Raw genomic sequence first — 20,528 nt, forward strand, 5'->3', positions numbered from 1 at the left:
TATGAAGACATCTATTAATGTTAAACCGACCATCGTAGTGATCTTTGGCGGTACTGGTGATTTAAATATGCGTAAGCTGGCACCGGCATTATACAACCTGTATAGTGATCATTTCATGCCCCAGCAGTTTGCTATTATAGGAACTTCAAGAAAGAAGCTGGAAGATGATAAATTCCGTGAGATGCTTAAAGATGGGGTCAATAGCTTCTCCAGAAACGGTCGTGTTGATGACGCCAAGTGGGATGTGTTTTCGGAACATGTTCGCTATACACCCGTTGATGTTTCTGCACCTGAAACATTTGCAGGGTTGAAAACACTGATCCAGGAATATCAGGATGAGTTTGGCCCACAGACGCAGGTGCTCTATTATCTCGCAGTTGCGCCGGATCTTTTTCCGCTTATCGCAGAATGTATTTCCAGGTATGACCTGGCAGGGAACGAAGAAACCTGCAGGATCGTGATTGAAAAACCATTCGGCAGGGATCTGGACAGTGCCAGAGCACTTAACAAGCTGCTGACTGGTATTTTCACTGAAAAACAGATCTATAGGATCGACCATTACCTCGGTAAAGAAACGGTGCAAAACATCATGGCGTTCCGTTTCGCGAACTCACTGCTGGAACCACTGTGGAACCGTACTTACATCGATCACGTTCAAATCTCCGTAACGGAGCAGTTGGGTGTAGGTGACCGCGGTGGCTATTATGACGGTGCAGGTGCATTACGGGATATGATTCAAAATCACATCCTTCAGCTATTGTGTCTGATCGGGATGGAAACGCCGGTAAACTTTGATGCCGATGAAATTAGAAATAAAAAGGTCGACGTGTTAAAAGCCATGCGCCCATTTAATGCAGAGGCTATCCGCTTTGCCACCGTGCGCGGCCAATATACCAAAGGTTGGGTTGAGGGGAAAGAAGTACCTGGATACAGACATGAGAAAGATGTTGATCCGGAATCGAACACCGAAACCTTTGCAGCATTAAAATTCTTTGTTGATAACTGGCGCTGGCAAGGTATTCCGTTTTACGTGAGGACCGGTAAACGACTGTTTCAAACCTCCTCAGTGATATCGATTCAGTTTAAGGATGTACCGCATCATATCTTTCCATCTGGCGTTTCCGAGCACTGGCAACAAAACCGGTTGATCATCAGCATCCAGCCAGAGATGAGCATCCGCTTACAGGTACAGGCCAAACGTCCAGGATTGGACATGGTTTTGAATCCGGTTGACATGGTATTTGACTATAAAGGGACCTACAACACCTCTACACCGGAGGCCTATGAGACCCTGCTGCTGGACGTTATGACAGGTGATCAAACGCAGTTTATGCGTGCAGATCAGGTTGAAAGTGCATGGGAGTTGTTGATGCCAGTGATCAATGCCTGGGAGAATAAAAAATCGTTAAGCTTCCCGAACTACACCGCGGATTCATGGGGACCTGAAGATGCAGAAGCCTTAATTGCAAGAGACGGATTTCACTGGTTTACACTACCCTTAAATAAAGAATAATGAATTTATTGATATACCACGGCAAAGACGAACTACTTGAAGACCTCGCTGAGTTTATTTTGAAGATCGGAAATGATGCCATTGCAGAAAGCGGCAGGTTTAACTTTGTATTAACGGGCGGCAGCTCTCCAAAGACACTCTATCAACAGCTAGCAACCAAATATAAGGATCAATTGGACTGGCAAAAGGTGTTCTTCTTTTTCGGAGACGAACGTAATGTAAGTGCAACAGACAAGGATTATAACGGTTTGATGGCGGCTGAAAGTTTGCTCAAGCCGCTTGGCATCAAAGAGGATCATATTTTCTATGTTGATACCAATTTGAGTCCAGTTGAGGCGGCTGCAGCTTATCAGAATTCCATCCTTTTGCACTTCAATGGTGCACAGCCTTCCTTTGATCTGATCTTATTGGGAATGGGTGATGACGCACACACGGCATCATTGTTCCCGGAGACGGAGATCCTGGAAAGTTCTGAAGTTGGCGTGGAAGCTGTTTTTGTGGAGAAGTTAAACACTTACCGGATCAGCATGACGGCAGGCCTGATCAATAATGCAAAAAACATTGCGTTTTTGGTTTTTGGTAAATCAAAAGCCGATGCTGTTAAGAACGTAATTGAGTCCGAAGAGGAAAATACGAGCTTATACCCGGCACAGTTGATTAATCCACCAAATGGTCATGTTACCTGGTTTTTAGATCAGGAAGCGGCTGCATTGCTCAACAGCTAAAATTCAGCTATGGAACTCCGTGCTGAGGTTTTAATCGTTGGCGGAGGCCTTGCCGGATTGAGTAGTGCGATCCACCTGTGCAACGCAGGCAAGCAGGTGGTTTTAATAGAAAAGAATACCTATCCACAGCATAAGGTTTGTGGTGAATATATCTCAAACGAAGTACTGCCGTATCTGCGCTATCTGAACGCAGATCCGGCGGTACTTTTTCCAAATCAGATTTCCAGACTTCAAGTGAGCAACCTTGGGGGAAGCAGTTGTGAAACTAATCTTCCCCATGGAGGCTTTGGAATCAGCAGGTACAAATTAGACGAATACCTGTACCAGAAAGCAATAGCAGCCGGGTGTACCATTATACATGACCGGGTTAAAGATGTACATTTCAGGCAAGATGAATTTGAGGTACATACTTCAAACAGGACCTTTCATGCAAAAGTTGTACTTGGCGCATTTGGAAAGCGTGAACAGCTGGACCATGCGCTGAATCGTCCCTTTGTAAAACAACGCTCACCATGGCTGGCTATAAAGGCGCACTATAAAGGTCCACATCCCTCGGATCTAGTCGCTTTGCATAATTTTCAGGGCGGCTATTGTGGCGTATCAAAGGTCGAAAATGATATCATCAACATCTGCTATCTGGTAAACTACGAATCCTTCAAAAAGTTCAGGAACATCCGGGAACATCAGCAGCAGGTGCTTTATCAAAATCCGCAGCTCGAAAGGCTGATGGAGCATAGTTCCATGATGTATGAAACGCCGCTCAGTATTAGTCAGATCGCTTTTGATTCCAAGGAAAAGGTCAAAGACCATGTCCTGATGATTGGTGACACCGCAGGGTTGATTCATCCTTTGTGCGGCAATGGTATGAGTATGGCCATCCATGCGGCGGGAATTTGTTCCACATTGGTCCTCGATTATCTGGAAGGCAGAATTACTTCAAGATCCGCCCTGGAAAAGCAGTATGTGCAACAATGGAATGCCCGGTTTAGAACAAGGATACAGGCCGGGAAATTATTATCAGGCATTTTGTTAAAACCTGCGGCCGCAGAAATCGTTATGAAAGTACTGGTAAACTTTCCGGCGCTGTTTAAACCCATGATCAGGATGACGCATGGCAGCCCTTTACAGATGCGATAATATGGTAGATACGACTTTTAGAAGCAACGCAGCCGAAATCATGGATGATTTTGCCATGAAAGGTGAAATATTACGTGATGCATTAGACAAGATTGCCAGTATCAATAAACTGTTAGGTGGCAACAAAGTTACCTTGGATGGCGTGACAGCGCTATTAAGAGGTATTGACAAAACAGCAACCATTCATATACTGGATGTCGGCTGTGGGAACGGTGATATGCTCAGGACCGTCGCCGATTATGGCCTACGTTCAGGTTATAACTTCAGGTTATATGGTATAGATGCAAACGCTTTCACCATTGAACATGCGTCGGGTTTGTCTGCGGAATACCCCAACATCAGCTACCATTGTGAGGATATTTTCATGGAGAACTTACCCGCTCCAAACTTTGACATTATATTGTGTACGCTTACCCTGCACCACTTCAAGGATAACGAGATTCTGAACCTGCTCGGCTTCTTTCATGCACATGCGAAATTGGGTATTGTAATTAATGATTTACACCGGAGCAAACTAGCGTATTATCTATTCACCGCATTGTGTTATGTATTCGGATTAAATGAGATGTCGCGTGAAGATGGCCTTGTTTCCATTTTGAGGGGCTTCAAAAGGCGGGATCTCGAGCAGTACACAAAAGCACTACAGTTTAGGAAAGTCAGCATTAAATGGCGTTGGGCTTTTCGTTATCAATGGATTATTTCTTCTTTATGAGCGTAAAAATCACAGCCGTCGGCAAAGCGATACCACCGTATTCCAGGACAACAGCAGAGATCATCCCCTACTTGGATGCATGGCTTGATGGTCAGGACGGCCGGTTCATCAGAAAAGTAAAGAAGATCTTCGAGAATGCTGCCGTAGATAAACGCTATTCGATCATGTCGCCCGACGAGGTTTTCAGCAAGACTTCCTTTGAAGAAAAGAATCGGATATATATGCGGGAAAGCATCAACCTGGGTGCGCAGTGTTTAAGTGAGGCTGTATCAAAAGCGGGCTGGAATGCGGAAGACATCGATATTCTAATCACGGTAAGCTGCACGGGAATTATGATTCCCTCTTTGGACGCCTATTTGATCAACCGCTTACACATGAAACAGGATGTGCTGCGATTGCCAGTAACAGAAATGGGCTGTGCAGCTGGCGTTTCCGGAATAATTTATGCGAAGAATTTTTTGAAGTCCAATCCCGGAAAACGCGCGGCAGTGGTAGCGGTTGAATCTCCGTCTGCTACCTTTCAGTTAGACGATTTTTCGATGTCCAACATGGTGAGTGCAGCCATATTCGGTGATGGCGCAGCATGCGTTTTATTGTCTTCGCATCAAGAAGACCAGGGGCCAGAAATTATCGCCGGGGAAATGTATCACTTTTATGAGGCCGAGCACATGATGGGTTTTGACCTAACCAATGGTGGTTTGAAGATGGTCTTAGATGTTGCAGTGCCGGATACAATTGCGGAGCACTTTCCCCTGATCATACATCCTTTTTTAGCTAAACAGAACCTCAATATCGCGGACATTGACCATTTGGTTTTTCATCCCGGCGGAAAAAAGATCGTGCAGCTTGTTGAAGAATTATTCGGTACTATGGGGAAAAACATTGATGATACAAAAGAAATTTTGCGGATGTTTGGAAACATGTCGAGCGCAACAGTGCTGTATGTTCTGGAGCGTTTTATGGAACCAGGTCGCGCTAAGGCAGGCGACTTAGGATTGATGTTGAGCTTTGGACCTGGCTTTTCGGCACAAAGAGTATTGCTTAAATGGTAAAAGAATTTGAAGGCAGGGGTTTTTGGGCGGTGGTACTGGGCGGCAGCAGCGGCCTGGGGCTTGCATCTGCAATAAAGCTGGCTGAGCAAGGTATGAACATCTGCCTGATTCATAGAAACAGTCGTACGCAAATGGAAGCTATTGAGGCATCTTTCAGGCAAATACGTGCTTTTGGCGTATCGTTGACTACCTTTAACCTTGATGTAACTCGATCCGAAAGCCGCGATATTGTACTTAAAAACCTTGCTGCGGTGATGGCTGACACCGGGCGCGTACGCTGCCTGCTGCATAGCATTGCAAAGGGAAATCTCAAGTCGCTTAGTGGTCCGGAAAACGCCCTGAGCACGGAGGATTTCTTGCTTACCATGCAGAACATGGCCATCAGTTTAAGCGACTGGACTGCTGCGCTATACCGAGCTGGTCTGTTCGCTGATGACGCCAGGGTTATCTCCTTTACCAGTGAAGGTTCATCAAGAGCATGGAAGTATTATGCTGCAGTATCGGCAGCCAAGGCAGCTTTGGAGGCGATCACCAGAAGCATAGCCTTGGAGTATGCGCCCTTTGGGATTCGCGCAAATTGCATCCAGGCAGGTGTGACCGATACCCGCTCCCTCAGGAAAATACCAGGAAGTGAAGCACTAAAAACACATAGCATAAACAGAAACCCATTTAATAGACTAACAACACCTGAGGACGTCGCCAAGGTCGTTTACCTGCTTTGCAAAGATGAAGCGGCATGGATCAATGGTGTTGTGCTGCCTGTAGATGGCGGCGAACAAATAAGTTAATTATGAATAAAGAAGAAATTTTAAGTCAGCTGCCCTACGCTGCACCTTTCCATTTTGTAGACAGCCTGGATCACATCGATGAAAATGGTGCAAGGGGAACATTTACCTTCAATCCTGAACTGGATTTCTACAAGGGGCATTTTAAAGATCACCCGGTTACACCGGGCGTAATACTTACGGAAACCATGGCGCAGATAGGCTTGGTTTGTCTCGGCTTCTTTTTGCTCGGAAATACTGCTGAAGGCGCAACCGGGCACGTTATGCTCACATCTACAGCCATCGATTTTATGAAGCCGGTTTTCCCAGGAGAAAAAGTGACGGTTAGTTCGGAAAAGATCTACTTCAGGTTTAAGAAGTTGCATTGTAATGTGCAAATGAAAAATGAAGCTGGTGATATCGTTTGCAAAGGAACCTTGTCTGGCATGGTGACCACCAAATTAAATGGCTAAGAGGGTTGTTATAACGGGGATGGGCGTGGTAGCGCCAAATGGCCTTGGCTTGCAGGATTTCCGTGCAGCGATAATGGCCGGGCGCTCGGGTATTCAGTTTGATACTCAGCTGGAAGCCCTTCAGTTTTCGTGTCAGATTGCCGGTAAGCCGGTACTTACTGCGGAGCTGATCTCCCGTTACTTTAGCCCACTGGAACTTCGAAACTTCAATAGCACGGGCATTCTTTACGGCGTTATTGCCGGGATGGATGCCTGGGCGGATGCCGGATTAGCAGTAAACACCTCAGATGAACCATCCTGGGACTATGGAATGATCTTTGGCGCCGGTACGTCGGGGATCGACCGCTTCCGGGAAGCCATTTACAAAATTGATGAACTGCAAGCCAGGCGCCTGGGCAGCACCGTAGTGGTACAAACGATGAACAGTGGTGTGAGTGCGTACTTGTCGGGAAAGCTTGGACTGGGCAATCAGGTTTACAGCAACTCCTCTGCCTGCTGCACCGGAACAGAAAGCCTGCTGATGTGTTATGAACGTGTTAAATCCGGACAGGCGAGCATCATGCTCTCTGGCGCAACCAGTGACAGCGGTCCCTATATCTGGGGCGGCTTCGATGCCATGAAGGTGTGCACGTATAAGCATAACCAGAGCCCTGAAATGGGCTCCAGGCCCATGAGTGCTTCCGCAAGCGGCTTTGTACCCTCCAGTGGTGCTGGGGCGTTTGTGGTGGAGTCGCTAGAACATGCCTTAGCGCGTGGGGCAAAGATCTATGCGGAGATCTTAGGTGGCAACAGCAACTCTGGTGGACAACGTGGTGCAGGCTCCATGACGGCGCCGAACCCGGTAGCCGTGCAACGATGTATCACCACTGCCCTGACGAACGCCGGGATCTCTGCGGACCATGTAGACGTAATCAACGGTCATCTTACGGCGACAGCAATGGACGGACTTGAGATCAGAAACTGGAGCGAAGCACTGAAACGATCTGGCAAGGATTTCCCAATGATCAATACCCTTAAAGGCATGGTTGGGCATTGTCTTAGTGCTGCCGGCAGCATCGAATCTGTCGCCGCTGTTTTGGAGCTTCATGAAGGGTTTATCTTTCCAAACATCAACTGCGAAGATCTGCATCCGGAAGTGCTGGAAACGATTGACAGCAGTTGCATTCCGCAGGCTTTATTACACCGGGAATTCAATATTTTAGTAAAAGCAAGCTTTGGCTTCGGCGATGTAAATTCATGCATCGTTTTTAAAAAGTATAAAGATGGAGAATCAGGAACTAATTAGTCGTTTGAAACCGATAGTAGCAATGTATGCACAGGACAAAGCGGCACTGGAGCGTATGGCCCCAGAGACCGACTTCATTAATGACCTTAAGATTAATTCAGCCAACCTGGTTGATGTTATCTTGGATGTAGAGGAGGAATTTGATATCGAGATTGACAATGATTCCATGCAGAAAATGCTTACGGTTCAAGCATCTATGGATATTATTCGGGGTAAAATTCAGGAGAAATGATTGGCAATGACCTGGTAGACCTGCAGCATGCTTCCAGGGAAAGCAACTGGATGCGACGGGGCTTTTTGCACAAACTTTTTAGTAAACAAGAACAGCAATATGTTATGCTTGCGACAAAGCCATCAGAAATGGTCTGGCTGTTATGGAGTATGAAGGAAGCTGCTTACAAAATTTACAACAGGCAGTCTGGTGTGCGGGAATTTGCGCCACATAAGTTGGGTTGTAAGCTATCCTTGGTAGAAACTGCAGAATACCATGGAGAAGTACAGATCAATGGATGTGCTTACGTAACCAGGAGCGAAATCAAGTCAGGTGACTATGTTCACAGCATCGCTTCTCAGGTGCCGCCGAATTTGGATGGCCTTAATCTATGTATGTATCCATTAACTGCAGGTATAGATTATAAGGCCATGGCTCCTCTAAGTGTAAGTCACCATGGCCGGTATCTTGCGCTTATATTTTAGGCAAATTCTCTTCAATCAGCAGGTTGATTATACCGTCAACCATACCCACTCGTGGCACATATATCTGCTTGATACCTGTCCATTTCATCAACGTCAGGTAGATCTCTGATGCTGGAATAATCACGTCGGCCCTGTCTGCATTAAGCTTGAAAACGCGGATCCTTTCTTTCAAAGCGTAGCTATTTAGGTCGTTATAGAGATTTTTGAGCTTGGTAAAGGACATGGGATTTCCATCTTTCTCATCAGACATCCTGAACAGTTTGTTGATGTTTCCACCTGTACCTATAGCAGCAAGATTCTTATAGTTTTTCGTCTGAACTTTAACCCAGTCCTTCATCTCGTCCCAGGTTTCTGGTTTGTCCTGATTGTCAAGTATACGGATGGTTCCGATGTTGAATGATTTAGAGGCTACTTGTTTGCGGTTGACAAAGATGGTGAGCTCGGTACTTCCGCCACCCACATCAATGTAAAGGTAGCCCCGGTTTTCGTCCAGTGTTTCTTCAATATGGTTGGCGGCGATGATGCTGGCCTCCCGCTGACCTTCAATAATCTCCAGGTTGATATTAGCTTTACGCTTGATGATCTTTACGATTTCCTTGCCATTGCCAGCTTCGCGCATGGCAGAGGTTGCACAGGCGATATAATGACTCACCTGATATACATCCATCAAGTTCTTAAATGCAGACATGGTCTTAACCATGTCCTCAATCTTTCTTTCGGAGATTTCTTTGTTTAAAAAGGCATCATCACCCAGTCGTAACGGAACCCGGATCAGTGTGTTTTTCTTGAACTCATAACGTTGGTTGCCGAGGCTGATGTCTGCAATCAGCAGGCGTACAGCATTGGAACCGATATCTATTGCGGCGTATCTCAACATAATTATTGATGCTTGTTTTTAAGGTAGTTATATGTTTGAACTTGTGCCCTAACCTTAATTGCAGAGCGGTTTTTGTGATATTTATTATTGTTAAGCCTGGTGATATCACGGGCTTTCACATTGTCTTGAAGCTGAAAGTCTATGATATCCCGGATCTCTTTTCTAACCTCTTTATCTAAGACCGGGAACCCCACTTCCACCCGGTGTTCGAAATTCCGGGTCATCAGATCTGCTGAGGAAAGATACATTTCTTCATTCCCCTGATTACCATAAATAAATATCCGGGCATGTTCCAGGAACTTGTCTACAATACTGATTACCGTAATGTTCTCGCTGTAGCCCTTTATCCCTGGAATAAGGCAGCAAATACCACGTACAATCATTTTGATCTTTACCCCGGCATTGCTCGCTTCATAGAGCTTTTCTACAATGCCTTCATCCGCGAGGCTGTTAACCTTAAAGATGAGGTATGCAGGTTTGCCACTCTTTGCGATCCGGATTTCCCGATCTATAAGCTGATAAAGCTTGCTCCTGCTTTCTAATGGGGAAACAATAAGATGTTTGAAGCCCTTTGCGATTGTTTTTTTATTTAAGGCCGTAAAGAGTTTAAGCAAATCTTTGGTAATCTCCTTCCTGGAGGTGAAAATGCTGTGATCGCAATATATCCGCGCCGTTTTCTCATTGAAATTCCCGGTGGCGAGGTTGGCGTAATAGACTGCTCTCCCTTTTTCCATGCGCTTGACCAGACATATTTTGGAGTGCACCTTGTAGTCGGTAAGTCCGTAATTAACGTTTACACCTTCCTCAAGTAGTCGGCTTGACCAGAAGATGTTTGCCTCCTCATCGAAACGGGCTTTCAATTCTACGAGGCAGTGCACCTTTTTACCGTTCTTAGCAGCATTGATCAGGGCATTGATCACCTTCGAGTTTTCAGCAAGCCGATATAGGGTAATATGAATTTCGGTGACCTTCGGATCGATGGCAGCCTCGCGGAGGAACAAAATGATGTAGTCGTAAGATTGGTAAGGAAGGTTGATCAGGTAATCACGCTCCGCCAGTTTATTGATGATACTTTCCGTGGGATGTAGCCCTTTAACTTTCAAGGGTACAGTGGTTGGATACTCCAAAGATTTAGGACCAACGTTTGGAAACTTGATGAAGTCGCCAAACCTGTGGTAACGGTTGCCAGGGATCAAGCCTTCTGCATCAAGCTTCATTTTAGACACCAGAATTGATAACATATCAAAGGGCATTGCCGTATCATAAAGCAGCCGTATCAATTTCCCTTTTTTGCGTTTATCCAGACTTGCCTTGAGCTCATCTATAAATTTTTCGCTGACCCGTTTATCAATGTCCAGTTCGGCATCACGGGTAATTTGAATCGTATATGCCTCCAGCTCATTGTAGTTGAAAACATAAAAAATATCATTCAGACAGTACTTGATGATGTCTTCAACCAGAATGATAAACTTGAGGTCGTTTGTTTCCGGTAAGACCAGGAACCTTGGCAGGGTACTTGGGATTTCAATCAATGCAAACTTCTCCGTGATTTTCGTGCCCGTTTTAAGCAGGCGTACGAAGAAATATAAACGGCGGTCTTTAAGCTCGGGAAAAGGTTGATCGAGATCAATGATGATTGGTACTAAATTCGAAAGGATTTTCTCTTGAAAATGCTCACGGACAAAAGCTCCTCTGGAGACATTTAATTGTGAATCATTGAGAATGAAGATCCTGTTCTTTGCCAGGCCGTTGATTAGAGTTTCCTGGAAGAGGTCCTCAAATTTCCGTTCCTGTTTAACAACGATATTCTTGATCTCGTTGAGTACCTTTTTTGGATTAAAGCCTAATAGTTCTTTCGCTTTCTCATTCAGATTCGACAATCTGGACATTGTGGCTACCCGTACACGGTAGAATTCGTCCAGGTTGGAGGAGAATATGGATAAAAACTTAATTCTTTCGATCAGGGGAACGCTCTCATCTGCTGCTTCCTGCAAGACTCGCTCATTGAAATACAACCAGCTAATTTCCCTGTTTAAGAAAGGAACTTTCTTTTTATTCATATATCGCTATTAAATCACCCAATACACACTGAATAACAAAACTGCCTATTCTAATGTTAAAACAATATTAACTTTATGTTAGGCCGTGCTGCAGCGCTAATTGATATGCTCTTTATCAGTGGTGGAGGCAGGTTTCGCTTTCTTCGTAGGAGCTTTAACTGCTTTGGTCGATTTAGTGCGAGGCTTGGCTATTTTTACGGGTATAGTTTCGGTGGCAAGCGGAGTAGCAGAATTCTCTTTATTACTGGTGGCCGCTGGTTTTGTTTTCACCGCAACCTGGGGCTTCAGCTTAGGTTCTTTAGGCTCTTTGGGCGCTTCAGGCTTAGTGGATTTCATCCGCTTAGAAATCTTCTTTGCTACGAATTTACTTACCAGTATAAGGTCTTCCCCTATTTTCTCTGCATCATGCCCTAAACTCTTTACAGCTTCAAACAACTTTGTTGTAAGGCTTTCTTCAAGGGCTTTTTTCTCGGCCTTTTTTGCGGCTTTCTTTTGACTATCAGTCTTATTTGCTTTCATAATGCGATGGGAAATGGTAAAAAAATTAACCGGAGTGAGTAGCAATAAATTAAATGGGTACTTTCTATACTCAAGTTATTTTTCGTTGATTTGTACAACAACAAAGATTTTTACTAAATCTAATATAATTTTCATTTAAAAGCTATAATCATGCCCAGTTTCGATATTGTAAGTAAAGTAGACGCACAGACTTTTGATAATGCGATGAACAATGCGAAGAAGGAAATTCTGAACCGCTATGATTTCAGTACCTCCAAAAGTACCATCGATCATGATAAAAAAACCAATGTCATCACTGTTGTAACGGAAGACGACATGAAACTAAAAGCAATTCAGGACACCATCATCTCGAAGATGATTAAGCAAAACCTGGACGCTGCCAGTTTAGATTTTGGTAAAGAGCAATATGCTTCCGGAAATATGATCCGCAAAGAAATTACGATTAAAGAAGGCCTTGATAAGGAAATTGCAAAGAAGATCGTTGCCAAGATTAAGAGTAGTGGTTTAAAGGTTCAGGGTTCGATCATGGAAGACCAGGTCCGTGTACAGGGGAAAAACATTGATGATCTTCAAGCGGTCATTGCGCTTTGCAGAAAAGAAGACTTTGGTCAACCCTTGCAGTTCATCAATATGCGAAGCTAAATTCAGTTGAACATGGAGATCTCAGAGAACGGCTTTATCTTTTCCGACGATGTAAATAAGCTGGATGTTGCTGCCATCTACGATTTTCTCCGTAATGGTTCGTATTGGGCAGCTGGAATCCCATTTGAAACGGTACAACGTTCAATTGATAATTCGCTCTGCTTCGGAATATACAAAAACACCGTGCAAATAGGCTTTGCACGGTGGATAACGGACAAGGCTACTTTTGCCTATCTCGCTGACGTATATGTTTTACCTGAATTTCAAGGTCAGGGTTTGATGAAAAAGCTCATGTCGCTGATGTTGTTTCATAACGATCTGCAGGGGCTAAGGCGCTATATGCTTTCTACCCGGGATGCCCATAGTCTTTATGAAAAGTTTGGATTTAAGCCCATCGAAAATCCCGCAAACTTCATGGCGGTGGTGATTAAAGACCCTTATGCGAAAGGCAACTAAATGTTGTGGGAGCTTTAAACCGTACGCACATCTTCCTCACTATACTCCTTGATATCGGTGATGTAACCATTCAAAATCAGAAAGTCGAATAAAGGTTTAGCGTCTGGTGTTACCGGCATATTCGCTGAGGTAATTACCGTATTGGTTTTCTTGTCCAGGAAGGGGTAAGCAAAAAGCTTAACGTTCTTACTGAACATGTCGCTAACATAACTCAGTAACATACTGGTATAGTTTTCACCGAAATTACTGGAGTTGAATACAAATTTTAAGTTGTTAATGTTGGTTGAGATACCCACGCTCTTTGGCTTACAGCGGTCTAAATACTTTGCCAGTTTATTATGTCTTGCAAAGTTAGAAACGATAACCGTATTGCCTGTTTTACACATTTCTTCAGCCCTTGCAGCGATAGCGTGCAAATCAATTTCAGGGCTTGCTGCTTCTGGAGTTAAAACGTTAGACAATAACACCTCGATCAAAACGCTTAGATTTTCTTCTTTCACGTTCTCGGTTCGTTTAAACTGGTCGACAGCTTTGTTGAGCATGCTAAAGTTGGGCAGTGATTTTTGCGCGTATTTAGTGCGCAGGATCATGATATCCTTCTTATATAGCAAGTCCTTTGGTAGCACTGGATTTCCCGAGGCATCGAAGATCGCAGCACTCGAAAAGTCTTTAACGATAAGGTACAGGTTCAGCAGGATGTTATTGATTCCTTTAAATGCCGGTCCCTTCACGGAAATTAAGTCGATCTCCACAGAGCCTATGGTCAGGTTATCTGCCAAAGACTCGATCATCGTTTTGGGATCCTGATTATAGAAATAAGCGGCATAAACCAGATTTACACCAATAATGCCAAGCACATTTTGTTGCAGTGCAGCGTCTGTATCGAGCAAACGAACATGGAAGAATATCTCGTTGGGCTCGCCCCCGGGTTGTGATTGGAACTGAATGCCTACCCAGCCATGCGGGTCGTTAGACTTATTATAGTTCAGCGTGGTTACCGTATTCGCGAAAGCGAAGAAGGTTCTGGAATCGTACTTGGCACCAAGCAGCCGCTGCTGTAGCAAGCCGAACTCATATTTCAGCATTTTTCTCAACCTGGACTGACTAACGTAGCGTCCGGTTTCCTCGGCGCCATAAATCGCGTCGCTGAAGGTCATGTCATAAGCCGACATGGTTTTTGCCACCGTACCGGAGGCAGCACCTGCAGTAAAAAAGTTTCTGGCAACTTCCTGCCCCGCTCCAATTTCCGCAAAGGTTCCATAAATATTAGGGTTTAAATTAATCTTTAAGGCTTTACGTTTAGTATCCAGAATCTCTCTCTCCATGCTGCAAAATTAACAGAAACTCACGAATTTGTAACCATTATATTTTCTATCTTGGGTTGCTGATGGTAAACGTAGAGAATTTAAACATACAGTTTCTGAATCAGGAAGATAAGTCCCTGATCAAAGCTGTTAAAAACGTCAACTTAAAAATCAACAAAGGAAAAGTGCTCGGGATCGTGGGCGAATCCGGCTCCGGAAAGTCAGTAACCTCCTTTTCCATCATGCGCCTGCTCGACGAATCTACAGCACAAATCAGTGGAAAAGTTGAGTTTGACAACGTGAATTTGCTTGATCTCTCTACTGATCAAATGCGGGCCTATCGCGGCAACAAAATATCCATGATCTTTCAGGAACCGATGACCTCCCTTAATCCTGTATTTACTTGCGGGGAGCAGGTGCAGGAGGCAATTCTGCTACACCAGCGCAGCACCAGGGAAGCGGCAAAAGCGCAAACACTGGACTTGTTCTCTGAAGTGCAGCTTCCAAGGCCGGAGGGGATTTACAACAGCTATCCGCACCAGCTGTCTGGCGGCCAGAAGCAGCGGGTGATGATTGCTATGGCATTAAGTTGCAATCCAGATCTTTTAATTGCCGATGAACCAACCACCGCACTGGATGTAACGGTACAGAAGATGATCCTTGAACTGCTACTACGCATTAAAGAGGAAAGGCATATGGCGATGATTTTCATTTCCCATGACCTGGCGGTGATTCGGGATATTGCAGATGATGTTGCAGTGATGTACAAAGGTGACATCGTAGAACAAGGTCCTGCAACAGCAATATTCTCTGCTCCCCAACATCCTTACACCCGTGGACTACTTGCCTGCAGACCAGATCCGGGCAGGCTCTTGAAAAAGCTTCCGATCGTAGCAGACTTCCTTCAACCTGATGCTGCCAGGCATAGTGTGCATTTAGAGCAATATTCGGCATTGGAAATAAAAGCACGAAGAACGCACCTATATAGTCAGCAACCAATTCTTGAAGTGAAGAACCTGAATACCTGGTTTCCAATTAAGCAGGGCATGTTCGGGAAAGCTAAGGACTATGTGAAGGCGGTAAACGACATCTCTCTGGAAGTTTATCCAGGTGAAACCCTCGGGCTTGTTGGTGAGTCCGGATGCGGTAAAACGACCCTTGGGAGAAGTATTCTACGCTTAATTGAGCCAACCTCAGGGCAGCTGCTTTTCGAGCGGCGGGATCTTCGTGCCTTAAACAAGGCGGAGATGAGAAAAGCCAGGCGCGATATTCAGATTATCTTTCAAGATCCATATTCTGCTTTGAATCCCAAAGTAACGGTTGGCCAAGCTATTCTGGAGCCGCTTGAAGTACATCAGCTACATAAAAGCTACGCTGCAAGAAAGAAAGTTGTACTTGAACTGTTGGAACGGGTAGATCTTAAGCCCGAGCACTTCAACCGCTTTCCGCATGAGTTTTCCGGCGGACAGCGCCAGCGTATCGTGATCGCACGCGCGCTAGCATTACAACCGAAGTTCATCATCTGTGATGAGTCCGTCTCTGCCCTGGATGTTTCCGTACAGGCGCAAGTATTGAACCTGCTAAAAGAGCTGCAATCAGACTTCGGCCTGAGTTACATATTTATCTCACACGATCTTGCCGTCGTTAAACACATTTCCGATAGAATGATTGTTATGAATAAAGGAAGGATTGAAGAGGCGGGCTTTCCTGAGGAAATATATAATAATCCCAAAGCGCTATACACCCGCAATCTGATTGCCGCAATACCCGGCTCTAAGTCAAAATTGTAGCGTTTGGGCATGTAAATCATAACAAAGTGTTACCTTCGGGTGATACACAAACGTACTATGGCAAAAAAGAAATCACATCAGTTAAAACAAGTTTTAACTCAACTGATTAGCGATGTTTTTACCAAAAACAAAAATGAAGCCCTAAACTACAAACAGGTTTCTGCTAAACTCAACTTAGTTGATATCGAATCAAAAGAAACAATACTAGAAATATTAGAAGAACAAACGACGAAAGGTGTTTTTGAAGAGCCGCAACGTGGTAAGTTCCGACTTAAAGAACTGAAAACGTTCATTATCGGTAAAGTCGACATGACGGCTGACGGCGCTGCTTTCATCATTCCTGATGATGATCTGGAAAAGGATGTGTTTGTCTCTGCTAGGAAACTGCACACCGCATTACATGGAGACAAGGTTAAGGTCTACATCTATGCAAAAAAGAGCGGAAGGAAGAACGAAGGCGAGGTTGTAGAGATCATCGAAAGATACAAGACCGACTTCATCGGCGTAATTAAGATTTCCGAACGCTTTGCATTTGTGATGGTAGATGACCGTAAGATGCTGCATGACATCTTTGTGCCGCTTACTGATCTGAATGAGGCGAAGAATGGACAGAAGGTTCAGGTCGCTATCACCGACTGGCCGGAAGGGGCCAAAAACCCAATTGGAAAGATCACGAATATTCTGGGCGAACAAGGGGAGAATGATACGGAGATGAACTCCATTTTAGCACAGTTTGGATTTCCCCTTAGCTTTCCTGAGGAAGTGGAAAAAGAAGCTAACGCTATTCCTGAGGAAATCACTGCTGAGGATCTTAAGGGACGTAAGGACTTCCGGGATACCATCACTTTCACCATTGATCCGGCAGACGCCAAAGACTTTGATGATGCTATTTCCTTTAAAAAGCTTGATAATGGAAACTATGAAATAGGTGTTCACATAGCCGACGTTTCGCACTATGTAACGCCTGGCTCTGCCTTGGATAAAGAAGCATACTCAAGGGCCACTTCTGTGTACTTGGTAGATCGAGTAATCCCCATGTTACCAGAACGCCTGAGCAATGGCGTATGCTCGCTTCGCCCTAATGAAGACAAGCTTTGCTTTGCCGCAGTTTTCGAATTGGATAATGAAGCTAATGTAGTCAATGAGTGGTTTGGCAGAACGGTAATCCACTCCAACCGGCGGTTCAGTTATGAAGAGGCACAGGAGGTTATCGAAAATAAGGCTGGAGACTATGCAGAAGAACTGCTGAAACTTAATGAACTGGCATACGTGCTACGCGACAGAAAGTTCAAAAATGGCGCCATCAGCTTTGAAAGCACAGAAGTTAAATTCCAGCTGGATGAGAAAGGTAAACCTGTGGGCGTGTACGTAAAGGAACGTAAAGATGCCCATAAACTGATAGAAGACTTCATGTTGCTTGCCAACAGAAAAGTGGCGGAGTTTGCGGCTAAAAAAGGGAAAGGTAAACAAAAGTATACTTTCGTATACCGCTCCCACGACTCTCCAAACCTGGAGAATTTGGGCAACTTCGCTCTTTTTGCCGCCCGTTTCGGTTATAAAATCAACATGAAGTCTGATAAAGAGATTGCGAAATCACTGAACTATCTCATGGAAGACGTGGAGGGTAAAAAGGAACAGAACGTGCTTACACAACTTGCAATCCGATCAATGGCCAAGGCAATTTACACCACTAAAAAAACGAGCCATTATGGATTAGCTTTTGATCATTATACCCACTTTACCTCTCCCATCAGACGTTATCCGGATGTAATGGTGCACCGACTAATGGCTGCCTACTTAGGCAAACAGAAGTCAGCTAATGAGAATGAGTACGAAGAGGCTGCTTCTCACTCCTCAGCAATGGAAAAACGTGCTGCTGATGCAGAACGTGCCTCAATTAAATACAAGCAGGTAGAGTACCTGGAAGAGAATGTTGGTAAGTTGTTTATGGGCATCATCTCGGGCGTTACCGAATGGGGTATGTACGTTGAGCTGAACGAAAACAAATGTGAAGGTATGGTGCGTTTACGCGACATCGCTGATGACTTCTATGTACTGGACGAGAAGAACTACTGCATTATCGGACAGCGGAAGAAGAAAGTATATCAGCTCGGTGACGAAGTAAAAGTTAAAGTTAAAAAAGTAGATCTTTCAAAACGTCAGATCGACTTCGCACTGGTACAAGATTAATTTTAAGATGCTATCAAATACGAAAGAACAAATGCATACGGTTTATGAGCTGCAGCAGCTCATAGAAAAAGCAATCCCAAATATTGAATACCCGAGTCACCCGAAGAACCTCTATGAGCCGCTGACATACATCATGAACCTTGGAGGTAAAAGGTTGCGGCCTGCACTGGTTCTTATCGCTACGGATATGTTCAATGGAGATATCATGCAGGCTATGCCTGCAGCTTTGGCGATCGAGACCTTCCACAACTTTACCTTGATCCATGACGACATTATGGATAATGCCCCGCTACGAAGAGGCAAACTGACAGTTCATGAAAAATGGGGAACCAATAATGCCATTCTTAGTGGAGATGTCATGATGGTGGAAGCGAACAAGCAACTTGCCCAGGTAGACAGCAGCATTCTCAAGGATGTACTGAATACATTTAATGCAACTGCACAAGGAGTATGTGAAGGTCAGCAGCTGGACATGGAATTTGAAACACGTGACAACGTCAGTATACCGGAATACATTGACATGATCCGGCTTAAGACAGCTGTACTTGTAGGTGGAGCAATGAAGCTGGGTGCTATCATCGCAAGAGCAACCCCTGAACATGCGGAGCGCATCTATGATTTCGGGGAAAATCTTGGCATCGCTTTCCAGCTTCAGGACGATATTCTGGATGTATATGGAGATCCGGAGAAATTTGGCAAACAGGTCGGCGGTGATATCAAGTCGAATAAAAAAACCTTCCTGCTCCTGTCCTTGCAGCAACGTCTTTCTAACCAGGATCAAGCAATTCTAGCAGATCAATTTGCAAATGAGACAGATTCCAAAGTTCAGAATGTAACCAATCTATACAACCAGTATCAGATCAAAGAACTTGCAACTGCAGAGATGCAACGGTACTTGACGAAGGCCTTCGACGCCTTGGATCAAATTAATATACCTGAGTCGCAGAAGTCACAGCTTATCCAACTGGCAAATGAGCTTATGAACCGGGAACGTTGAAATTCCCGGGCATAAAAAAAGGTCATTGTAAATACAATGACCTTTTTTTATGCTTGAATAATAATTATTCTGCGATCTCAGCTACTGGTGCAGCAACTTCGTTCTCAACCTCTAAAGGTAGAATAGAAACGTAAGATTTGTTATCGCGTTTCTTTTTGAATACTACAGTACCATCTACTAAAGCGAATAAAGTATGGTCTTTGCCAATACCAACACCTTTATCTGGGTGGTGTTTTGTACCACGCTGACGTACTAAAACGTTTCCAGCGATAGCTACCTGTCCACCAAATACTTTAATACCAAGGCGCTTGCTATGCGATTCACGTCCGTTTCTGGAACTACCGGCTCCTTTTTTATGTGCCATTTTACTTATATTTTAAAGATTAGAAACCTAACCTTTTAATTTAACAAATATTAATTACAAACTGATATTTTCAATCTGGATCTTGGTGAAATACTGACGGTGTCCGTTTTTCTTTTTGTAACCTTTTCTACGTTTCTTCTTGAAAACGATAACCTTATCACCTTTTAAATGAGACACGATTTTAGCTGATACAGTTGCGCCACTAAGTGCAGGAGCTCCTACAGAAATGTTACCACCATCTTCAACCAACAATACATTGTCAAATTCAATACTAGCGCCTTCATCTCCCTGCAAACGGTGTACAAAAAGATGCTGGTCTTTTGCAACTTTAAATTGCTGCCCTGCTATATTTACTATTGCGTACATTGTTTAATAATTATTATTTTAAATTGTTTTATTTATTGAGGTGCAAATATAGAATTATTTTTGCTAAAATCATAAGAGATTAGTTTTTCTTTCCATATCGTTCATCCGCAGCAGCAATTGTTTGCTCTACAAGCGTTTTCATTTGTACAGCAAGATCACGCAGCTTCGGCGTTTCACTGTAATCACTTAAGTATACCACCTTCTTGGACACGCGTTTATAATTAAACTCGAGCTCGTAGCGAAGTATCTTCGGACTAATTGTATCAGCTGCATTGTTCGCTATTAGATCTGGAAAATTCCAAAAGCCGATCTCCGTAGCTTTGTTATGCAGATAGATGATGTCATCCTTACGAAGTTTTACGTTCGTCTTCACAAGGGAATCTTTCGCATTCAAGTACTGGTATTCGCCAGTTGCAGAATCATAGGAGTTGTCCAACGTTTCTCCTACTCCCCATTTGTATTTCAAGGATACGAATTCAGCGGATTTGAAAGGTGCATTTTTAAGTATAGGCGTGTAATAAACCACGCAATAAATTAGAAAAGGAATAATTACTGTTACGACAATAAAGATCTTCCTGGCTCTGTTACTCATAGAATTTTTATAAT

At 44.1% G+C, this 20,528-nt stretch carries 22 protein-coding genes; 15 read left to right on the forward strand and 7 right to left on the reverse strand.

Annotation, left to right across the window (positions count from 1 at the left end; translation table 11 throughout):
- Position 1: 1 nt before the first annotated feature.
- From zwf to AC5WJX_RS13100, 10 genes are read left to right on the forward strand one after another with little or no spacing between them, the layout of a single operon-like run.
- The gene (zwf, locus tag AC5WJX_RS13055) at positions 2 to 1,513 is read left to right on the forward strand and encodes a glucose-6-phosphate dehydrogenase (RefSeq protein ID WP_440430546.1); all 1,512 of its coding nucleotides are present in this window, start codon (positions 2 to 4) and stop codon (positions 1,511 to 1,513) included.
- Complete coding sequence (gene pgl / locus AC5WJX_RS13060) at positions 1,513 to 2,238, forward strand: 6-phosphogluconolactonase (RefSeq protein WP_440430545.1); 726 nt, start codon at positions 1,513 to 1,515, stop codon at positions 2,236 to 2,238. The genes zwf and pgl overlap by 1 nt, the downstream gene beginning before the upstream one ends.
- Positions 2,239 to 2,247: 9 nt before the next feature.
- Positions 2,248 to 3,375 carry an NAD(P)/FAD-dependent oxidoreductase gene (locus tag AC5WJX_RS13065; protein ID WP_494484867.1) on the forward strand — a complete coding sequence of 376 codons (1,128 nt, stop codon included), beginning with the start codon at positions 2,248 to 2,250 and terminating at the stop codon, positions 3,373 to 3,375.
- 1 nt (position 3,376) lies between these two features.
- The gene (locus AC5WJX_RS13070; RefSeq protein WP_494484868.1) at positions 3,377 to 4,087 is read left to right on the forward strand and encodes a methyltransferase domain-containing protein; all 711 of its coding nucleotides are present in this window, start codon (positions 3,377 to 3,379) and stop codon (positions 4,085 to 4,087) included.
- Positions 4,084 to 5,139: a type III polyketide synthase gene (locus tag AC5WJX_RS13075; RefSeq protein ID WP_494484869.1), complete on the forward strand. Its 1,056-nt coding sequence runs from the start codon at positions 4,084 to 4,086 to the stop codon at positions 5,137 to 5,139. The genes AC5WJX_RS13070 and AC5WJX_RS13075 overlap by 4 nt, the downstream gene beginning before the upstream one ends.
- On the forward strand, positions 5,133 to 5,927 hold the full coding sequence (locus tag AC5WJX_RS13080) for an SDR family oxidoreductase (RefSeq protein ID WP_494484870.1): 795 nt from the start codon (positions 5,133 to 5,135) through the stop codon (positions 5,925 to 5,927). The genes AC5WJX_RS13075 and AC5WJX_RS13080 overlap by 7 nt, the downstream gene beginning before the upstream one ends.
- A gap of 2 nt (positions 5,928 to 5,929) precedes the next feature.
- Positions 5,930 to 6,376: a 3-hydroxyacyl-ACP dehydratase FabZ family protein gene (locus AC5WJX_RS13085; protein ID WP_494484871.1), complete on the forward strand. Its 447-nt coding sequence runs from the start codon at positions 5,930 to 5,932 to the stop codon at positions 6,374 to 6,376.
- Positions 6,369 to 7,661 (forward strand): beta-ketoacyl-[acyl-carrier-protein] synthase family protein, encoded by a 1,293-nt coding sequence (locus AC5WJX_RS13090; protein WP_494484872.1) that lies wholly within the window; start codon positions 6,369 to 6,371, stop codon positions 7,659 to 7,661. The genes AC5WJX_RS13085 and AC5WJX_RS13090 overlap by 8 nt, the downstream gene beginning before the upstream one ends.
- Positions 7,639 to 7,893: a phosphopantetheine-binding protein gene (locus tag AC5WJX_RS13095; protein ID WP_440430538.1), complete on the forward strand. Its 255-nt coding sequence runs from the start codon at positions 7,639 to 7,641 to the stop codon at positions 7,891 to 7,893. Before AC5WJX_RS13090 ends, AC5WJX_RS13095 begins: the two co-directional genes overlap by 23 nt.
- Positions 7,890 to 8,357, forward strand: coding sequence for a 4'-phosphopantetheinyl transferase family protein (locus tag AC5WJX_RS13100; RefSeq protein WP_494484873.1), 468 nt, complete (start codon positions 7,890 to 7,892; stop codon positions 8,355 to 8,357). The genes AC5WJX_RS13095 and AC5WJX_RS13100 overlap by 4 nt, the downstream gene beginning before the upstream one ends.
- On the opposite strand, the gene AC5WJX_RS13105 is transcribed toward AC5WJX_RS13100, so the two are convergent.
- The 3 genes from AC5WJX_RS13105 to AC5WJX_RS13115 all read right to left on the reverse strand — a co-directional run bounded on the left by AC5WJX_RS13105 (position 8,347) and on the right by AC5WJX_RS13115 (position 11,813).
- Positions 8,347 to 9,234, reverse strand: a complete 888-nt coding sequence (locus AC5WJX_RS13105) for a Ppx/GppA phosphatase family protein (RefSeq protein ID WP_494484874.1) — start codon at positions 9,232 to 9,234, stop codon at positions 8,347 to 8,349. The genes AC5WJX_RS13100 and AC5WJX_RS13105 overlap by 11 nt on opposite strands.
- 2 nt (positions 9,235 to 9,236) lie before the next feature.
- Positions 9,237 to 11,294 (reverse strand): polyphosphate kinase 1, encoded by a 2,058-nt coding sequence (ppk1, locus tag AC5WJX_RS13110; RefSeq protein WP_494484875.1) that lies wholly within the window; start codon positions 11,292 to 11,294, stop codon positions 9,237 to 9,239.
- Between the two features lie 96 nt (positions 11,295 to 11,390).
- A complete protein-coding gene (locus tag AC5WJX_RS13115; RefSeq protein ID WP_494484876.1) occupies positions 11,391 to 11,813 on the reverse strand; it encodes a hypothetical protein in 423 nt (140 codons plus the stop codon).
- Positions 11,814 to 11,963: 150 nt separating this feature from the next.
- On the opposite strand from AC5WJX_RS13115, the gene AC5WJX_RS13120 reads away from it, so the two are divergent.
- Both AC5WJX_RS13120 and AC5WJX_RS13125 read left to right on the forward strand, forming a co-directional pair.
- The gene (locus AC5WJX_RS13120; protein ID WP_440430533.1) at positions 11,964 to 12,455 is read left to right on the forward strand and encodes a YajQ family cyclic di-GMP-binding protein; all 492 of its coding nucleotides are present in this window, start codon (positions 11,964 to 11,966) and stop codon (positions 12,453 to 12,455) included.
- A 12-nt stretch (positions 12,456 to 12,467) separates the two neighbouring features.
- A complete protein-coding gene (locus AC5WJX_RS13125; protein ID WP_494484877.1) occupies positions 12,468 to 12,911 on the forward strand; it encodes a GNAT family N-acetyltransferase in 444 nt (147 codons plus the stop codon).
- Between the two features lie 14 nt (positions 12,912 to 12,925).
- Here AC5WJX_RS13125 and AC5WJX_RS13130 read toward each other — a convergent pair whose 3' ends face one another.
- Entirely contained in the window at positions 12,926 to 14,236 is a 1,311-nt protein-coding gene (locus AC5WJX_RS13130) for a nicotinamide mononucleotide adenylyltransferase (RefSeq protein WP_494484878.1), read from the reverse strand.
- Between the two features lie 62 nt (positions 14,237 to 14,298).
- On the opposite strand from AC5WJX_RS13130, the gene AC5WJX_RS13135 reads away from it, so the two are divergent.
- Genes AC5WJX_RS13135 through AC5WJX_RS13145 form a run of 3 tightly spaced genes read left to right on the forward strand, consistent with a single transcriptional unit; the run spans position 14,299 to position 19,192 of the window.
- Positions 14,299 to 16,005 (forward strand): ABC transporter ATP-binding protein, encoded by a 1,707-nt coding sequence (locus tag AC5WJX_RS13135; protein ID WP_494484879.1) that lies wholly within the window; start codon positions 14,299 to 14,301, stop codon positions 16,003 to 16,005.
- A 57-nt stretch (positions 16,006 to 16,062) separates the two neighbouring features.
- The gene (gene rnr, locus AC5WJX_RS13140) at positions 16,063 to 18,195 is read left to right on the forward strand and encodes a ribonuclease R (protein WP_440430529.1); all 2,133 of its coding nucleotides are present in this window, start codon (positions 16,063 to 16,065) and stop codon (positions 18,193 to 18,195) included.
- Positions 18,196 to 18,226: 31 nt separating this feature from the next.
- On the forward strand, positions 18,227 to 19,192 hold the full coding sequence (locus tag AC5WJX_RS13145) for a polyprenyl synthetase family protein (protein WP_494484893.1): 966 nt from the start codon (positions 18,227 to 18,229) through the stop codon (positions 19,190 to 19,192).
- Positions 19,193 to 19,256: 64 nt separating this feature from the next.
- Here the strand turns inward: AC5WJX_RS13145 and rpmA are convergent, their stop codons facing one another.
- The 3 genes from rpmA to AC5WJX_RS13160 all read right to left on the reverse strand — a co-directional run bounded on the left by rpmA (position 19,257) and on the right by AC5WJX_RS13160 (position 20,514).
- Entirely contained in the window at positions 19,257 to 19,556 is a 300-nt protein-coding gene (gene rpmA / locus AC5WJX_RS13150; protein WP_440430528.1) for a 50S ribosomal protein L27, read from the reverse strand.
- 54 nt (positions 19,557 to 19,610) lie between these two features.
- On the reverse strand, positions 19,611 to 19,922 hold the full coding sequence (rplU, locus tag AC5WJX_RS13155; protein ID WP_440430527.1) for a 50S ribosomal protein L21: 312 nt from the start codon (positions 19,920 to 19,922) through the stop codon (positions 19,611 to 19,613).
- Between the two features lie 79 nt (positions 19,923 to 20,001).
- Positions 20,002 to 20,514 carry a hypothetical protein gene (locus AC5WJX_RS13160; RefSeq protein WP_440430526.1) on the reverse strand — a complete coding sequence of 171 codons (513 nt, stop codon included), beginning with the start codon at positions 20,512 to 20,514 and terminating at the stop codon, positions 20,002 to 20,004.
- Between the last annotated feature and the right edge of the window lie 14 nt (positions 20,515 to 20,528).

This window comes from Pedobacter sp. NEAU-ZC8, from assembly GCF_059278965.1.

What these genes read in the sequence shown, in the direction of transcription:
- AC5WJX_RS13080 (WP_494484870.1), top strand. Translation starts at nt 5,133, where the DNA reads ATGGTAAAAGAATTTGAAGGCAGGGGTTTTTGGGCGGTGGTACTGGGC.
- AC5WJX_RS13105 (WP_494484874.1), bottom strand. Translation starts at nt 9,234, where the DNA reads ATGTTGAGATACGCCGCAATAGATATCGGTTCCAATGCTGTACGCCTG.
- AC5WJX_RS13130 (WP_494484878.1), bottom strand. Translation starts at nt 14,236, where the DNA reads ATGGAGAGAGAGATTCTGGATACTAAACGTAAAGCCTTAAAGATTAAT.
- rpmA (WP_440430528.1), bottom strand. Translation starts at nt 19,556, where the DNA reads ATGGCACATAAAAAAGGAGCCGGTAGTTCCAGAAACGGACGTGAATCG.
- AC5WJX_RS13115 (WP_494484876.1), bottom strand. Translation starts at nt 11,813, where the DNA reads ATGAAAGCAAATAAGACTGATAGTCAAAAGAAAGCCGCAAAAAAGGCC.
- AC5WJX_RS13160 (WP_440430526.1), bottom strand. Translation starts at nt 20,514, where the DNA reads ATGAGTAACAGAGCCAGGAAGATCTTTATTGTCGTAACAGTAATTATT.
- AC5WJX_RS13135 (WP_494484879.1), top strand. Translation starts at nt 14,299, where the DNA reads ATGGTAAACGTAGAGAATTTAAACATACAGTTTCTGAATCAGGAAGAT.
- pgl (WP_440430545.1), top strand. Translation starts at nt 1,513, where the DNA reads ATGAATTTATTGATATACCACGGCAAAGACGAACTACTTGAAGACCTC.
- AC5WJX_RS13120 (WP_440430533.1), top strand. Translation starts at nt 11,964, where the DNA reads ATGCCCAGTTTCGATATTGTAAGTAAAGTAGACGCACAGACTTTTGAT.
- zwf (WP_440430546.1), top strand. Translation starts at nt 2, where the DNA reads ATGAAGACATCTATTAATGTTAAACCGACCATCGTAGTGATCTTTGGC.
- AC5WJX_RS13095 (WP_440430538.1), top strand. Translation starts at nt 7,639, where the DNA reads ATGGAGAATCAGGAACTAATTAGTCGTTTGAAACCGATAGTAGCAATG.
- rnr (WP_440430529.1), top strand. Translation starts at nt 16,063, where the DNA reads ATGGCAAAAAAGAAATCACATCAGTTAAAACAAGTTTTAACTCAACTG.
- AC5WJX_RS13100 (WP_494484873.1), top strand. Translation starts at nt 7,890, where the DNA reads ATGATTGGCAATGACCTGGTAGACCTGCAGCATGCTTCCAGGGAAAGC.
- AC5WJX_RS13065 (WP_494484867.1), top strand. Translation starts at nt 2,248, where the DNA reads ATGGAACTCCGTGCTGAGGTTTTAATCGTTGGCGGAGGCCTTGCCGGA.
- AC5WJX_RS13145 (WP_494484893.1), top strand. Translation starts at nt 18,227, where the DNA reads ATGCATACGGTTTATGAGCTGCAGCAGCTCATAGAAAAAGCAATCCCA.
- rplU (WP_440430527.1), bottom strand. Translation starts at nt 19,922, where the DNA reads ATGTACGCAATAGTAAATATAGCAGGGCAGCAATTTAAAGTTGCAAAA.
- ppk1 (WP_494484875.1), bottom strand. Translation starts at nt 11,294, where the DNA reads ATGAATAAAAAGAAAGTTCCTTTCTTAAACAGGGAAATTAGCTGGTTG.
- AC5WJX_RS13075 (WP_494484869.1), top strand. Translation starts at nt 4,084, where the DNA reads ATGAGCGTAAAAATCACAGCCGTCGGCAAAGCGATACCACCGTATTCC.
- AC5WJX_RS13090 (WP_494484872.1), top strand. Translation starts at nt 6,369, where the DNA reads ATGGCTAAGAGGGTTGTTATAACGGGGATGGGCGTGGTAGCGCCAAAT.
- AC5WJX_RS13070 (WP_494484868.1), top strand. Translation starts at nt 3,377, where the DNA reads ATGGTAGATACGACTTTTAGAAGCAACGCAGCCGAAATCATGGATGAT.
- AC5WJX_RS13125 (WP_494484877.1), top strand. Translation starts at nt 12,468, where the DNA reads ATGGAGATCTCAGAGAACGGCTTTATCTTTTCCGACGATGTAAATAAG.
- AC5WJX_RS13085 (WP_494484871.1), top strand. Translation starts at nt 5,930, where the DNA reads ATGAATAAAGAAGAAATTTTAAGTCAGCTGCCCTACGCTGCACCTTTC.